The following is a 14394-nucleotide window of genomic DNA, read 5'->3' as shown; positions in this document are numbered from 1 at the left end:
AAGGAGCGGCATTGTCTCCCCAACACGGAGAGTTTATGCGTTTTTTAATCGTGATAGTGTCTTTTTTTTATGTGTGTCTTTCCTGGGCTGCCTCCGAGCGGCCATTATCTGTCGTATTGCTAAACTCTCCATACCCACCCTATGTATTGGCTCCCGAGCAAGGTACTGGCATTGTACTTGATATTCTTAATGTCTATTCAGCAAAAACCAAGCAGCTACTCAAAATTGAATACGCGCCCGAAGTGCGCACGCTTAAATTAATCGAAACTCAGCAAGTCGATGCACGGATAGAGTCCGAAGCGTGGTTTTTAGGTACTACAACGCATTGCTGGAGTCGGCCTTTAATTCAAGTGGATGATGTTGTTGTGGTCCGAAAAAATAGCGGTATCAGCGAGCATCGAGGATTTAATGGAATGGTGATGTTCGCGCGTTTTGGGTATACCTATCCCAAATTTGAAGATGCCGTTAATCATGGCGAAATAGAACGCCGTGACTTTTATTCCGAACTCGAGATTTTATTGGCGCTTGCAAAAAGTGAGGTCAGTAATGAGCAGTTTGGTGTGGTAGCGAAACCGACACTTGAGTGGTATCAACGGCACTATGCGCTGCTAAATGAGCGTTTGGACAATTTAACCGTAATAGATAGCGCACCATTGCAACTTCAGTTTGCAGCAAACGACGAAGCCACGAAAGCTTGCCTCCATCTAAACCAGTTTTTAGATGAGTTTCTTGGGTCGAAGGAGTACTATCAGATACTCAAGCAGTATCAACCTGAGCGTTAAAGGATTAATCATGAAGTCAGCGAGTTATTTCCTCATAATGATATTACTCATCGGTCTTGGCAGTTTGTTTGTATTGAAGCGTCCCGATGGCAAGCCTTGGTTGAGTTTTGAGCAAATTGAAGAAACCACCTCCCGTAAAGCAAATGCGATGAGTTATGAAGGAAAGCAACTCCTTCAAAAAGCGGCGCAAAAAGTACAAAGCGTGGCAGATAGTCTATCCGATAACAGCGGTAAAATTTACAAGTGGCAAGATGAACAAGGCGTTTGGCACTACTCGGATAGACCTAATGCACGTGGTGGTTCAGAAGAGGTCATCCTCGACCCAAATAAAATCACGGTTATGAGTGCCGAAGATACAAGTGTTCTCGGGGGATTGTCGACGCCAAAAAATGAACCCATGAAATCTCCGCTAGGCCTCACGACAATCAGTCCCGCTTCGGTAAAACAACTTGTGGATGATGCTAACAACGTGCAGAAATTGATGGATGAGCGACAAAAGAAGCTTGATGAGGCGCTCGAGAAAAACAACTAAACTGCATAAGCCGTATCGCTGAACAAAACAAAAAACGATACGGTTTGTGGCGTTACCCAAGCCATGCAGGGCTAATCTTCAAGAGCCCTTTCAACGTATTCAGCAATCGCCAAACTCGCCGTCAATCCCGGCGACTCAATCCCATATAAGCTAACAAGACCAGGTAGACCATGATCTTTTCGGCTTTGTATGACAAAATCTTGAAAGCCAGATTTACTGAGCTTAGGTCTTACTCCGGTATAATCGGGTAGCAGCTTACTGGCATCTAGGTTCGGCCAATATCGTCTAATTGCCTCGACAAAAGCGTACTGCCGAGTCTCGTCTAGTTGATAATCAAGCGCATCAATAAACTCCGTATCTGGGCCGAATTTCAACTGACCCTCGAGATCTAGCGTCGCATGTACTCCTAAACCATGTGCTTCAGGCATCGGGTATATTAAGTGCTTAAATGGGTGTTGACCATGGTATCGAAAATACACGCCTCGACAAAAAAACTGCTCGGGAATAGTGGCGGCGTTTAGCCCTACAATACTATGTGCCAAAGGCTGTGCGCCATGACCTGCGGCATTGATGAGTTGTCGACAGCGAAGCTGCATCGTTTCGGATTGGCTGTTGAGCGTCACAATAAATCCGTCGTTGGTGACGTCAATATGGGTAACTTGTGTTTGGCAGACGAGTGACCCTTGATGTTGTTCCAGTTGTGCAATAAGAGACAGCATGAACTGATGGCTGTCGATAATGCCTGTTGACGGAGATAACACGCCTTGATGTGTTTTTATCTCAGGTGCGTAGTGCGATAATTGTTGCCTGGATAAAAACGCCAAATCTTCCACACCGTTTAACGTTGCCTGCGCTACTAGGGCGTTGAGTGACGACGTTTCCGATGCATTTACGGCGACTAATACTTTACCGAGTTGGGCATAAGGGATTTTTCGACGTCGACAGTACTCATAGAGCAGCGCTTTGCCGCGAATACACAGTGTGGCTTTGAGACTGTCGGTCGGATAATAGATACCCGCATGAATGACTTCACTGTTACGACTACTGGTGTGCATAGCAAACTGTTTTTCGGTTTCGACCAGCAATACTTCGTGTTTTTCAGATAAACGAGCGGCAATAGCAAGCCCGATACAACCTGCACCCACGACTAAGGTGTCAATGTAATCCATCGTAATCTCAAACGTTCAACGAGACGATAGCATAGCAAACTTTGTTGAGTCTCACAGTGGGTAGCTGAGCGAATGGTGTTGTTTAAATACTTGGCTTTTCTTGTGTCGATGGTTTCTCTCGACGCATCAACAGAATCGTCAGATAGATTTTAGTTGGCAGGGACATAATCAGGCCTAAGGCAATACAACTTGCGCCGATAACAAAGCCAAGTGGGCCAAGGTGATTTAAGGTATCCGAAGTCACGAGATAGTGACCTGTAAAGATTAGCAACAGGCCAGACACAATAACTAAATGCAGAATCCGGATGAGTGTTTTTTGCGCCATTTGGAACTTCCAATCTCGTTGTCTATGTCCAGTATAGAGAGTGGTTGCCAGATGGCGAGAGCTAACGGCGCGAGTGTTGCGGCAGATCAAATTATCCGAAATCGCGATTAATCTTGTGCCTTCGCACGTTCAATGACGGCGGCAGTCATCCTTGATACACAGCATAACTCTCCACGTGAGTTTACGATTTTGACTTCCCATACAGAAGTGCGTTTGCCAAGATGTAACGGGCGTGCTGTCGCGGTCAATAAACCATTTCGTGAGGCTTTCAAATGGTTTGCATTAATCTCTTGGCCGACACAATAAAACTTCTCAAAATCAACAACAAAATTGGCAGCGTAGCTTGCGACCGTTTCCGCCAATGCTACATTCGCGCCGCCGTGCACCATACCAATAGGGTTGTGGTGGTCTGGTGTCGCGGGCATCGTTGCCACGATGTAGTCCTCGCCGATTTCGCTTACGGTGATACCCAATGTCTTCATTAAAGAGCCTTTGCCATGCATTCCCTCATCGAGTTGCTGACAGAATTCGAGGGTGATTGGACGAAACCAAATCGACATGTAACTTCCTTAAATTAAAAACCGCTGTTGTTCGCAGCTTACTCGATTGTGTTCAGTTTGCCCATCACCACAAAATGTCAAAAACAGAAAATGCCGTTGAGAAAATGGATTTTTCCACTTGTCAGGTACGGGAATGTTTTGTAGATTACGTTCGTAATCTTTAATAAAAGGACTTGCTATGCGTCATTCTGTACTTTGTGTTATTGCGTTAATTTTATTGGGCTGCCAGAGCCCAAAAGTACATGTATTTATGGAAACACTCTCTGAATCTCGACAAGCTCAGGTTGAGCAATCGCTCAACGAGCATCATATTGCCTATGAGATTGCGTCGAGCCGGACACCCAGCAGCTATTCGGGTGCTCGATTGAATAAATTCCCGGGGAATGAAAATCGTGCGCTCTATGATACGCTCAGGGAGTTAGTTCAACAGCTTGGATTTCAATCCTTGGATATTCAGGATTTCAACCAAGACAAACACTCGTTTAGCAATGGGCACGTGGGTTTATATTTGATTGACGAGTCAAAAGTGCGAACTGTGCCGGATTTAATGGTTGCCCAACACTGTGATCAATCCGAGCGCCCCATCGTGTTCAACGCAAATTACCGATGGAAAACACAAGATGGCCAATGGCGTGGGGACTGGCGATATTACCAACCCTACTTGACGCTTAGGTACGACAGTGATGATGGATATTTTGAAGAGCAATCATTCGAATTGCATGAGGGAATAGAATTAACGCCGTTTGGTGAAAAAGCTAAACTAACGTTTGTTGCAATGGGGCATCGTCGTAAAGCAATGCCCATCTTAAACTGTGACTTTGTCGCGGTGATTATGGATTAACCGAAGGAAATTGGTTTTCGACCGGTTTTCTTGTCACGTGATTTATCCGCACGTGATGTTTTAGCCGGCTTATTTTGTTTTGGTGCGGCTTGAGCTGTGTGACTTGCCGTGTGAGGCATAGGTGTTGACTGTGTGCGTTCAGCAGGGACGACACCTTCTGCTAGTGACACCACAAACTCTTCTTCATTAAAGCTAAACTGATCGCCCGCATAGATTTTTTTGCGCTTTTGCGTGCAAAGCTCACCATTTAGGTGCACATAACCTTCACTTATAAACAGTTTTGCTTGTCCACCCGTATCCGCAAGACCCATGAGTTTTAACAAATTACACAATTCGATGGGTTCTTCTTCTAATTCAATCTCGTACATCATCAAACCTTACAGGCGTTCAATCTGCTTTACGATAGTATACCGTTTTTGTGCGATAACGAACGCAACTTTTTTCGTTTTTGAAGGGTCTTTCATATAAATGCAGTAATTGGTGTGTATCTTGCAATCCGCCAAATGAAGCGTTGTATTTTGCACTAAATTGGAGAAAACATGGGCATTCGTTCTACTCTTAAAAAAGAACTAATGAATTTAGACGCGCAAGGGTTGATGACAGCAGATGATGTCAGAGATTTTTTGAAACGCCGTTTACAACCTAAGTCTCAAGATGATTTTACCCAGATTAGTTTAATTGGGCGATTTAATGAGCACCACAGTTTAGTTCAAGCGGGTTTACCAAGCCGAGAGCGAGAGTTGGCGTTTGAACGTCATCGTTTGTTTAAGGAAATTCTATACCCGAAGAAAGCGGTCGAATCTTGGTTAAGCCGAGTTTAATGGAATCGAGCCATAAACTCACCAAAATGAGACTCGTGCGTGGCGGTGTTATTTCAAGGAGTGGAGTAACTCGTCAAAGCGATGAATAAACTGGTATTCCTTTAACCCACTATGAGTCAGCGTGAGCGCTCGAAAATCGATTTTTTCCCATTCTTTGGGTTGTTGTAGTCCGTTAAATTGATCGATGTTTTCCTTTGTGATTGCTTCTAAATCAAATACCATTTTCTGATGTGTTGACCAATATGGGTTACCGTGGTGGTAGTCATATAACGATAACAGCGCCCATGCACCCATCATAAAATGCCCACCGACAGATGCACTAAGTTTGCCTTTCTTAATATAGATCAGCGCATCATCAAGCCAATCAAAGCCCCCAATCGCCACATTAGCGGTTGAAGCTGATTGTCGTAATGCGGTTTCGCTACCCAGAGCCATGAGGTCCGACGCACACCAAATCAAATTTGTGTCAGGGTAACGTTTCATTAATTTTTCTGTTTTCTCCATGGCTTGGTCTTTTGACCACGCGGCAAAAACGGTTTGGGCAACGTCGATACCTTGTTCTTTAAAGTAGGCTTTAGCACCGTCGCTACGCGCATCTGACTCACTACCGTAATGACCATTAATCAATATAGGCTTAACGTGTTCTTTGGGTTGTTGGAGTGTTTGTGTCAGGGTTTTGGCTAGCAGATAGCCCGCTTTAAAGTTGTCATGGTATATCTCACCTAACCAATTTTCGAAATGCTCCCCAGCATGACCTATTGCGGTTCTCTCTGCGCCTGAAATCGTTTGTTCTAATGTGACAAATTTGATGTTGTATTTGCTAAGCATCGACAAGGATTGCTCAGCACCGCCTGGGTAGTTAATGAGAATGAGGTAGTCAGGGGTTGCACGATATTCTAAGTAGCGCTTGAGCACATCGAGCTGAGCGAAGCGGTTACCTTCACCGTAAATCACTTCAAAATGAACACCCAATTGTGTCGCGGCCTCTTGCGTAAGCTGCTCTACTTTACGCCAAAAAGGGTCATCTTTAACGGATGGATTCACCATGACGACAGACATTGGGTGTTCTTTTTCGGGATTTGGTGCTGCGCTGACGGCACTAATAGATAGCGTGATTAAGAGTAAACACCAAAAATGACGCAGCATGATAGGCAGTACACTAACAGGGAAATTTGTATAAATAATAGCACAGCAATGACAACGCGTTGCTTGAGTAAAATTGAACTAAGTCTTTTTTATGACGAGAAAAGTGGTGAAATATGGACAAAATTACTCACACAAAGAGAATGATTTTGTCCATCTGGCCGATATGAAAAAGTATATTTCATCGGCGATAAATAGATCCGTACCAGTATTATTTTAAAAAGCTGTCGTCATAGACACTGAAACTTTCACTGGATGCCTTGTGCCACCAGTTTGTCCAATGATTGATTTCACTCGACATCAGCAGCTCGTCGGTCGATAAGGGTTTTACGAGACTCCCAATAGACATTTGTAAGCCGTGTGGAGTGCGACGTTTTACCATTTGCGGAAGGAGCTTGTCTGGGTCATCTAGGCCAATACTACCTAACAGCTCATAGAAGGTATGAAGCGTATTTTTGTGGAAGTTTTTAACACGCTCACTCTTATTTTCAACGTCGATGGCTTTAGCTCTTGCTGGATCTTGTGTTGCAATGCCAGTCGGGCAACGGTTGGTATTACAGTGTTTAGATTGGATACAGCCTAATGCGAACATCATAGTGCGGGCAGCATTCACCGTGTCTGCACCAAGGGCGAGCTTGGTGAGTAAATCAAATGCGGAGGCCGTTTTGCCAGACGCAATGACTTTAATGTGTTCACGAAGACCCGTTCCGACGAGGGCATTATGCACAACATAAACTCCTTCGAGGCAGGTCATACCAAGGTAATTGGCAAATTCAACCGGAGCGGCGCCTGTGCCACCCTCTGACCCATCGACGGTGATAAAGTCAGGATAGATTTTCTCTTCGAGCATGGCTTTGCAAATCGATAAAAACTCAGCCGGATTTCCAATACACAATTTGAACCCAACAGGTTTTCCCCCGCTAAGCGAGCGTAGCTTAGCAACAAAATGTAATAACTGTTTCGGGGTTTGGCATTCAGGATGCATTGCTGGTGAAACGCAATCTTGCCCTTGATCTATCAAACGGATCCGGGCAATTTCTTCCGTAATTTTGGCCTTAGGCAACACACCGCCATGGCCAGGTTTAGCGCCTTGACTGAGCTTGATTTCAATCATTTTAACTTGTGGCAGTTGCGCCTTTTCTTTGAAAGTCTCTTCATCGAATTGGCCATCCAAGGTACGGCAACCAAAAAGTCCGGACCCAATTTGCCATACAATGTCACCTCCATGCTTCAGATGATAGGGGCTCAAGCCGCCTTCCCCCGTATTGTGACTGAAATTACCTTTCTTGGCCCCTAAGTTCAGCGCTTCAATCGCAGTGTGACTTAATGCGCCAAAACTCATCGCGGAGATGTTTAAGCGGGAGGCACTGTAGGGTTGAGTACAATCCGGACCACCAAAAGTGATACGTTTTGTTTCATCTTTAACTTCAGTAGGCTTTAAGGAGTGCCACAAACTCAAGTAATTCTCTTCCAGTAAATCATGTTGCGTACCAAACGCGATGGTGTCTCTTACATTCTTCGCACGTTGATAAACCAGCGAACGTTCCTCGCGATTGAAGGGCCGTTCTTCGGTGTCGTTAGCAATAAAATATTGTTGAATTTCGACACGAAAAGATTCTAAAAAGTAACGAAAATACGCAACAACGGGGTAAAGTCGATTGAGGTTTCGTTTGGAGAAAAACAGATCGTGCAAGCCAAGAATGCTGTACAACCCGATAAAACAAACTAGAAAAAAGGTGAAATCGTCGGGGTGGTATTGCCAAAGCGCAATGCTGGTGGCATTACCAAAGAAAAAAATGGTCCAGAAGACCTTTTGCATGAGCGTCACGTCAACATCCGTTTAATCATTCTTGGTTGTTTTTATAGCATATTGTACGACGTGAACCAATTAACTTTGCGTAAAGATAGCGCGCTTAAGCCCCATACCATTTCATGTAACGCATTGACGTGTTTGCTATTAATCTAGCTGGTAGCGACTAGTTTCTTCTGTCGCTGCAAGAAGTGCCTCAAAGTTATCTACCGTACCGAGCAATTCTCGTTTTATGGCACGCCACTGCAAATTATGATGGCCGAATTGTTGATTCCAAACCGCACGCTCACTCTCGTTAGGATGATAAACTTGCACACCTCGTTGAATAAATTGATTTAGACATTGTTCATACGTTTGATGGACGGTTTTTAAATGCATTTTAAAAGTCGCATCAGAGGCTGCAGTTACTGCTTCTCGTAAAGAGCGAGGCAAATTGTTTAGCCATGTTTGGTTGACCACATTTACCCATGCATCTGGCACACTTTGCAAAGTACTGATAGCCCCGACCTGGTCACGCAGTTGATAAGGTCCAGCGTAAAGGCCGACGACTCCGGGGTCGAGTACATCAATGTGTCCAGTTCTGGCCATATCCGCGACTTTAGACCAAGGCACCTCAACCACATTAGCTGGCGTCATCTTGTAAAACTGCGCGAGTACTCGACTGGCTGGCACGCGCACAATGACATTATTTAATTCATTTGGTAGCCGAAAAACTCGACCGCACGATTTGGTCGCTGAAAGCGTTCGCGCGCCGACGACATAATGATAGAGCACTTCAAGTGGACTCTTGGCTTTGATGACATCAAGCACGTTTTGTTGCCAATACTTCGAGGTAATTAAATTTAAATATGCTTGGTCATTAGATGCCCAAAAGGGAATGTTGAGTATATCTAAAATAGGCAGGGCTCGAGATAAATTAGAAACGGAAATTAATGCACAGGCGACTTGCCCTCGAGTAACGGCGGCCATCAATTCAGTGCCGATGCCAACGTGTCCCGCATCGACAATTTCCACGAAAATACGACCTTGGGAAAACTGTTCAATATTCTCCTTAAATTCTCGGTGCATATGGGGAATGTAAAGGGCTTCAGCAGAGGAATACGGTGACGCAAATTGCATGACGTATTTAGCTGCACGTCGTTTGTCAGCTTCTACCTCTTGCGCATTACTCGTGAATAAAGGCACCATTCCACCCACTAACGCACCTACGCTAAGCAACGCGGAAGATTTTAAAAATTGTCGGCGATTGATTTTGACCTGAGTCACACTACAAAAGGCTTAATACGAACAATGGATTAGATAAGCATAGTTGAAAATAGGTGAACTGAACAAAATTGGGTTGATTAAGGAAAATCTAGAAAAGAAGATAAAATGGTGGCCCCACCTGGACTCGAACCAGGGACCTAACGATTATGAGTCGTGTGCTCTAACCAACTGAGCTATAGGGCCATTTGAGATGCAGAATAAATAAATGGTATTTCTTAAAAGCGCTGGCAGTATAAAAACTTTTGCTTGGCTTGTCACTAATGAATTGCCAAAATTTAGCTGTCTTTCAATCGATTGCTTAAAATGCAAGCAAGTTTAGGCGATGAAAAAAGCCGGCGTTGCCGGCTTGGAGAATGGTTTTTACAAACCTAATTTCTTTTCTAAATAGTGGATGTTCGTGCCACCATTTTTGAAGTTTTCATCCGCAAGGATTTTCTTGTGCAGTGGAGTATTGGTTTTGATGCCATCGATAACCAATTCATTCAATGCGTTACGCGCTCGAGCAATCGCGACATCACGGTTTTCACCGTACGTAATCAGCTTACCAATCATTGAATCGTAATGTGGAGGTACTGAATAATCCGCGTAAATGTGGCTATCCCAACGAATACCTAAACCGCCAGCAGGGTGGAATCGAGTGATTTTACCTGGAGATGGAATAAACGTTTCTGGGTCTTCCGCATTGATACGGCACTCAATTGCATGACCACGGATCACGACATCTTCTTGCGTGATAGACAATGGTTGGCCCGCAGCTATCTTCAATTGTTCTTTGATGAGATCGATGCCAGTAACCATTTCTGTTACCGGGTGCTCTACTTGAATACGTGTATTCATTTCGATGAAATAGAACTCACCGTTTTCGTATAAGAATTCAAAAGTACCTGCACCGCGGTAATTCAGTTCAATACACGCGCGTACACAACGATCACCAATGTATTTGCGCATTTCAGCCGTAATGCCTGGCGCAGGCGCTTCTTCCACAACTTTTTGGTGACGACGTTGCATTGAACAGTCGCGCTCACCTAGGTGGATTGCATTGCCTTGGCCATCTGCAAGTACTTGCACTTCAATGTGGCGAGGGTTTTCAAGGAATTTTTCCATGTAAACCATGCTGTTACCAAAGAATTGTTTTGCTTCAGATTGCGTTAACGCGATAGCATTTACCAACTCACCTTCATTGCGTACTACACGCATACCACGACCACCGCCACCGCCAGCCGCTTTGATGATGACTGGATAACCTATGCGTTTTGCAATTTGTAGATTACGATCATTATCGTTTGTCAGAGGACCGTCTGAGCCTGGTACACAAGGTACACCCGCTTTACGCATCGCGTCGATAGCAGAAACTTTATCACCCATCAAACGAATCGTGTCGCCGCGAGGACCGATAAAAATGAAGCCACTTCTTTCTACTTGATCCGCAAAATCGGCATTTTCAGATAGAAAACCATAACCTGGGTGGATAGCAACTGCGTCTGTTACTTCCGCTGCAGCGATGATACGAGGAATATCCAAGTAGCTCTCAGAAGCTGCAGGCTTACCAATACAAATGGTTTCATCAGCCAGAAGTACGTGTTTTAGATCGCGATCTGCTGTTGAATGCACAGCAACCGTTTTGATCCCTAATTCTTTACAAGCTCGCAATACACGTAGCGCAATTTCGCCACGGTTTGCGATGAGCACTTTATCTAACATGGAGTTGACCTCGTGCTCAATTATTCGATGATGAAGAGTGGTTGATCGAACTCTACTGGCTCGCCATTATCAACTAGGATAGCTTTTACAACGCCTGATTTGTCAGATGTGATTTGGTTCATCATCTTCATTGCTTCGATAATACAAAGCGTATCGCCTTCTTTCACGCTAGAACCAACTTGCACGTAGGCAGACGCTTCAGGAGATGGAGACGTGTAGAAAGTACCAACCATAGGTGATTTCACTTGGTGACCTGAAGGTTGTGCCGCTGCTGCTGGTGCTGCTTCTGCAACAGGAGCCGCTACAGGTGCTGCCATTGGAGCTGGTGCTGCTGCATATTGCATAGGCGCTTGCATAACCGGCGCATTGCTGTAACGATTGATGCGGACTGATTCTTCACCTTCAGTGATTTCCAATTCCGCGATACCTGATTCTTCGACTAATTCGATAAGCTTTTTAATCTTGCGAATATCCATTGCTTGACCCGCCTGTTAGTTAATTTTTGTTTAATCTTTATTTTGCAAAAGGTCGATTGCACCAAAAAGTGCGGCTTCATAACCTCTTGCACCTAATCCACAAATGACCGCTTGTGCTACATCCGAAAAATACGAGTGATGGCGAAACGGTTCGCGTGCATGCACATTAGTGAGATGCACTTCAAAAAACGGTATTGCAACACTGAGGAGCGCATCTCGTAACGCCACACTGGTGTGGGTAAAAGCTGCAGGGTTGATAATAATGGCGTCTATTTGCTGCCACGCAGCATGAATCGCATTTATCAATTCGGCTTCGCTGTTACTTTGGATGTCTGTCAGTACTACATTATGTTGTTGTGCGGTTGCGTGCAGCGCAGTCAAAATATCATTCAATGATTGCGTGCCGTAGCGTTCAGGTTCGCGTTTACCCAACATATTTAAGTTTGGGCCATTTACAACTAAAATCTTTAACTTTGCTGTCATAATTCGCGAAATCCCTGAGTTAAGTGAACAAACTAAAATTATTATCAGATTTGTTTGTTAACTTAAGCCGTTCAACAACAAATAGCAAACTTTTCTCACGTTCGTGCACTATTATAGAGCGTTCGAGGTAAATAGCAGCAAAATACTGGTCTAATGAGAGAGGGAGCTTGAAGGCTCCCTTGTTTACGTTAAGGATGGACTGCAGAATAAACACGGTTTAAATGGGCAGAAAATACCTCTTCACGAACAAATCCAGTGACGCGATATTGCGGGAGTTCGTCACCATTGGCATCAAAAAACAAAATGCTCGGGAGACCGAAGACTTGGAAGGTTTCCATGATCTTGATGGTGCGCTCGTCACTTTCGGTTAAGTCGAGTTTAAACAAAGCGTAGTTTTCGAAGGCCTTTTGGACTTTTGGTGTTGGGAATGTGTATTTCTCGAATTCTTTACACGCAACACACCAGTCTGCATACAAATCCACCATAGCTACTTTGCCTTCGGCATTGGCCTGTGCCACGGCTTTATGGAGTTCATCTAAGTTGGCGAGTAGCGTAAACTCGCCTTTTTGCGGCATTTGAGTTTGAGAGTCGGACGTTTGCGTTTTTCCAAAATAAACATGGTGAAGACTCAATCCGCCCCCCATTAACCCCACAACCGCAAGAGCCCAAAGTATGGTTTTACCTTTACTTTGTACAAGACCACTTTGCCAATGATGAAGATACAAAGCAAACGCAATACACCAAAGCGAAAACGCTGTCCATAACCACTGACTGTCAACGATACGTTCGAGCAGTACAAGTGGTACGACTAACATAACGAAACCAAATGCGGTTTTAACCTGTTCCATCCACGCTCCCGCTTTAGGTAGTAGCTTGCCGCCAGACGTACCAAGTAGCAGTAGCGGCACACCCATACCTAAACTGAGAGCATATAACGTAATTCCACCAACGAATAGGTCGCCACTTTGTGCGACATATAATAAAGCAGCAGAGAGAGGCGCAGTGGTGCAAGGTGATGCAATGAGGCCTGATAAAACGCCCATAATAAACACTCCAAGGATGTTGCCACCTTGTTGTTGATTACTGATATTGGTTAGCCTTTCTGTTAATTTGCTCGGTAAACTCAGCTCGTACCAGCCAAACATGGATAATGCGAGCAACACAAAGAGTAAACTAAAACTGATTAATACCACCGGTTGTTGTAAATAACCTTGAACTTGCCCACCAAAATGGGCAATCACTAAGCCCAACAGGGCGTATGTAATGGCCATGCCTTGAACATAGACCAAGGAAAGGCCAAATGCTTTGCGAGTTGATAGGCCTTGTTGCCCGGCGATTAAACTAGACAATATCGGGAACATTGGGAAAACGCAGGGTGTAAAGGCAAGACCGAGACCTGCGATAAAGAACAGCCCGATATTGGCTAAAAGCCCTTGGTTTGCGAGCTTTTCCGTAAACGTTTGGTTGCCAGCATTGGACGTGTTTTCTTTTTGAGTAATGGTTGTCTCTTTTGTCTCTTTTGTCTCTTTTGTCTCTTTTGTCGCTTCAGGCTCTTGACCTATGGCTGACAAAACAGATGCCGCAACAGATTGTGTTTGCGTTGGTGTTAACTGAATGGTGAAAATCTCTGGAGGGTAGCACAATCCTGCCTCAGCACAGCCCTGATAACGTACCTTGATCACGCCATCTTGTACAATATCGCTCAGCTTCGCTACCACGGAAAATTGATTGAAATACACTTCGGTTTTACCAAAAAACTCGTCGTCGATTTCAGTTCCGTGTTCAAATTCTGGTAAAGTGATGGATGCACCTTTGCCGATAAATTCAAGCTTCTTCTTATATAAGTAGTACCCTGGTGCAATGTCCCATCCAACAAACAAGGTATTACCTTGCTGATCAAAATCGAGCTTAAACGCTTCATGTACGGGTAAAAACGTTTGTTGTTTTGGGGCTAATAAATTGTCTAACACTGAAGTGGTTGCTTGTGCAGGGAGAAGCACCAAACTCAGCAATAAAAGCAGCAAAATCCGCATTAACCTAATACCTCGTCCATCCAATGAAAATAATCAGCATGACCATCGACAACCGGAATGACCTGAATTTCTGGTACATCGTAGCTGTGATGTTCAATTAAAAATTGTTTTAGTGCGTCCACTTTATCCGTACGCGTTTTAATAATGAGTTTACACTCAGTGTCTTCAACGACGTTGCCTTGCCATTCGTAAATAGAGTGCACGTTACTTAATAAGTTCACGCAACTCGCTAATTTGTTTTGCACGATTTGTTTTGCAAGCACTTTGGCTTGCTGCTCGTTGCCAGTTGTCGTAAACACGAGCCGATAATTGCATTGCTCCATGGACGTTCTCATGTCGTTGATGTCTATACAGTCTAACGAATGCAAAGTGAAAAGTGTACGCATTGGCGGCAAATCGCCCTAGCGAAAGATACTGACGTTGACTTGATTTAAGACCGCTTTGCCCATAGA

General features: G+C 44.4%; 16 protein-coding genes and 1 tRNA gene. 4 read left to right on the top strand and 13 right to left on the bottom strand.

The genetic code is table 11. The annotated features are described in order from the left end of the window. Positions 1–35 precede the first annotated feature (35 nt). Both NI389_RS09140 and NI389_RS09135 read left to right on the top strand, forming a co-directional pair. Complete coding sequence (locus NI389_RS09140; RefSeq protein ID WP_308359432.1) at positions 36–782, top strand: transporter substrate-binding domain-containing protein; 747 nt, start codon at positions 36–38, stop codon at positions 780–782. Positions 783–792: 10 nt separating this feature from the next. Further along, positions 793–1314 (top strand): DUF4124 domain-containing protein, encoded by a 522-nt coding sequence (locus NI389_RS09135; RefSeq protein ID WP_308359430.1) that lies wholly within the window; start codon positions 793–795, stop codon positions 1312–1314. A gap of 71 nt (positions 1315–1385) precedes the next feature. Here the strand turns inward: NI389_RS09135 and NI389_RS09130 are convergent, their stop codons facing one another. From NI389_RS09130 to NI389_RS09120, 3 genes are all read right to left on the bottom strand, one after another. Beyond that, positions 1386–2483, bottom strand: a complete 1098-nt coding sequence (locus NI389_RS09130; protein WP_308359428.1) for an NAD(P)/FAD-dependent oxidoreductase — start codon at positions 2481–2483, stop codon at positions 1386–1388. An 82-nt stretch (positions 2484–2565) separates the two neighbouring features. Beyond that, a complete protein-coding gene (locus NI389_RS09125) occupies positions 2566–2808 on the bottom strand; it encodes a hypothetical protein (RefSeq protein ID WP_308359426.1) in 243 nt (80 codons plus the stop codon). Positions 2809–2915: 107 nt separating this feature from the next. Then, on the bottom strand, positions 2916–3368 hold the full coding sequence (locus tag NI389_RS09120; RefSeq protein ID WP_308359424.1) for a PaaI family thioesterase: 453 nt from the start codon (positions 3366–3368) through the stop codon (positions 2916–2918). A gap of 178 nt (positions 3369–3546) precedes the next feature. Here NI389_RS09120 and NI389_RS09115 point away from each other — a divergent pair, with 178 nt between their 5' ends. Beyond that, entirely contained in the window at positions 3547–4209 is a 663-nt protein-coding gene (locus tag NI389_RS09115) for a hypothetical protein (protein WP_308359423.1), read from the top strand. Here the strand turns inward: NI389_RS09115 and NI389_RS09110 are convergent. Further along, positions 4206–4577 (bottom strand): RNA-binding S4 domain-containing protein, encoded by a 372-nt coding sequence (locus tag NI389_RS09110; RefSeq protein WP_308362533.1) that lies wholly within the window; start codon positions 4575–4577, stop codon positions 4206–4208. The two genes, NI389_RS09115 and NI389_RS09110, sit on opposite strands and share 4 nt — an antisense overlap. A gap of 171 nt (positions 4578–4748) precedes the next feature. Here NI389_RS09110 and NI389_RS09105 point away from each other — a divergent pair, with 171 nt between their 5' ends. Further along, positions 4749–5030 carry a hypothetical protein gene (locus tag NI389_RS09105; protein WP_308359421.1) on the top strand — a complete coding sequence of 94 codons (282 nt, stop codon included), beginning with the start codon at positions 4749–4751 and terminating at the stop codon, positions 5028–5030. A gap of 48 nt (positions 5031–5078) precedes the next feature. Here the strand turns inward: NI389_RS09105 and NI389_RS09100 are convergent, their stop codons facing one another. The 9 genes from NI389_RS09100 to cutA form a co-directional block, all read right to left on the bottom strand. Then, positions 5079–6176, bottom strand: a complete 1098-nt coding sequence (locus NI389_RS09100; protein WP_308359420.1) for an ABC transporter substrate-binding protein — start codon at positions 6174–6176, stop codon at positions 5079–5081. A 208-nt stretch (positions 6177–6384) separates the two neighbouring features. Continuing rightward, the gene (locus NI389_RS09095) at positions 6385–8001 is read right to left on the bottom strand and encodes an FMN-binding glutamate synthase family protein (protein ID WP_372588594.1); all 1617 of its coding nucleotides are present in this window, start codon (positions 7999–8001) and stop codon (positions 6385–6387) included. Positions 8002–8130: 129 nt separating this feature from the next. Beyond that, the gene (locus NI389_RS09090) at positions 8131–9249 is read right to left on the bottom strand and encodes a substrate-binding domain-containing protein (protein WP_308359417.1); all 1119 of its coding nucleotides are present in this window, start codon (positions 9247–9249) and stop codon (positions 8131–8133) included. 106 nt (positions 9250–9355) lie between these two features. Further along, positions 9356–9432 (bottom strand) — tRNA-Ile (locus NI389_RS09085). Between the two features lie 177 nt (positions 9433–9609). Next, positions 9610–10950, bottom strand: a complete 1341-nt coding sequence (accC, locus tag NI389_RS09080; RefSeq protein ID WP_308359416.1) for an acetyl-CoA carboxylase biotin carboxylase subunit — start codon at positions 10948–10950, stop codon at positions 9610–9612. A gap of 20 nt (positions 10951–10970) precedes the next feature. Continuing rightward, positions 10971–11426 carry an acetyl-CoA carboxylase biotin carboxyl carrier protein gene (accB, locus tag NI389_RS09075; RefSeq protein ID WP_308359415.1) on the bottom strand — a complete coding sequence of 152 codons (456 nt, stop codon included), beginning with the start codon at positions 11424–11426 and terminating at the stop codon, positions 10971–10973. A gap of 30 nt (positions 11427–11456) precedes the next feature. Further along, positions 11457–11909, bottom strand: coding sequence for a type II 3-dehydroquinate dehydratase (gene aroQ / locus NI389_RS09070; RefSeq protein ID WP_308359413.1), 453 nt, complete (start codon positions 11907–11909; stop codon positions 11457–11459). A gap of 188 nt (positions 11910–12097) precedes the next feature. Beyond that, on the bottom strand, positions 12098–13942 hold the full coding sequence (locus NI389_RS09065; protein ID WP_308359411.1) for a protein-disulfide reductase DsbD: 1845 nt from the start codon (positions 13940–13942) through the stop codon (positions 12098–12100). Further along, positions 13942–14328: a divalent-cation tolerance protein CutA gene (cutA, locus tag NI389_RS09060; RefSeq protein WP_308359409.1), complete on the bottom strand. Its 387-nt coding sequence runs from the start codon at positions 14326–14328 to the stop codon at positions 13942–13944. Before cutA ends, NI389_RS09065 begins: the two co-directional genes overlap by 1 nt. Between the last annotated feature and the right edge of the window lie 66 nt (positions 14329–14394).

This window comes from Pseudoalteromonas xiamenensis, from assembly GCF_030994125.1.
GTDB classification, from domain to species: Bacteria; Pseudomonadota; Gammaproteobacteria; order Enterobacterales; family Alteromonadaceae; genus Pseudoalteromonas; species Pseudoalteromonas xiamenensis_B.
This window is presented reverse-complemented; position numbering and strand designations above follow the sequence as displayed.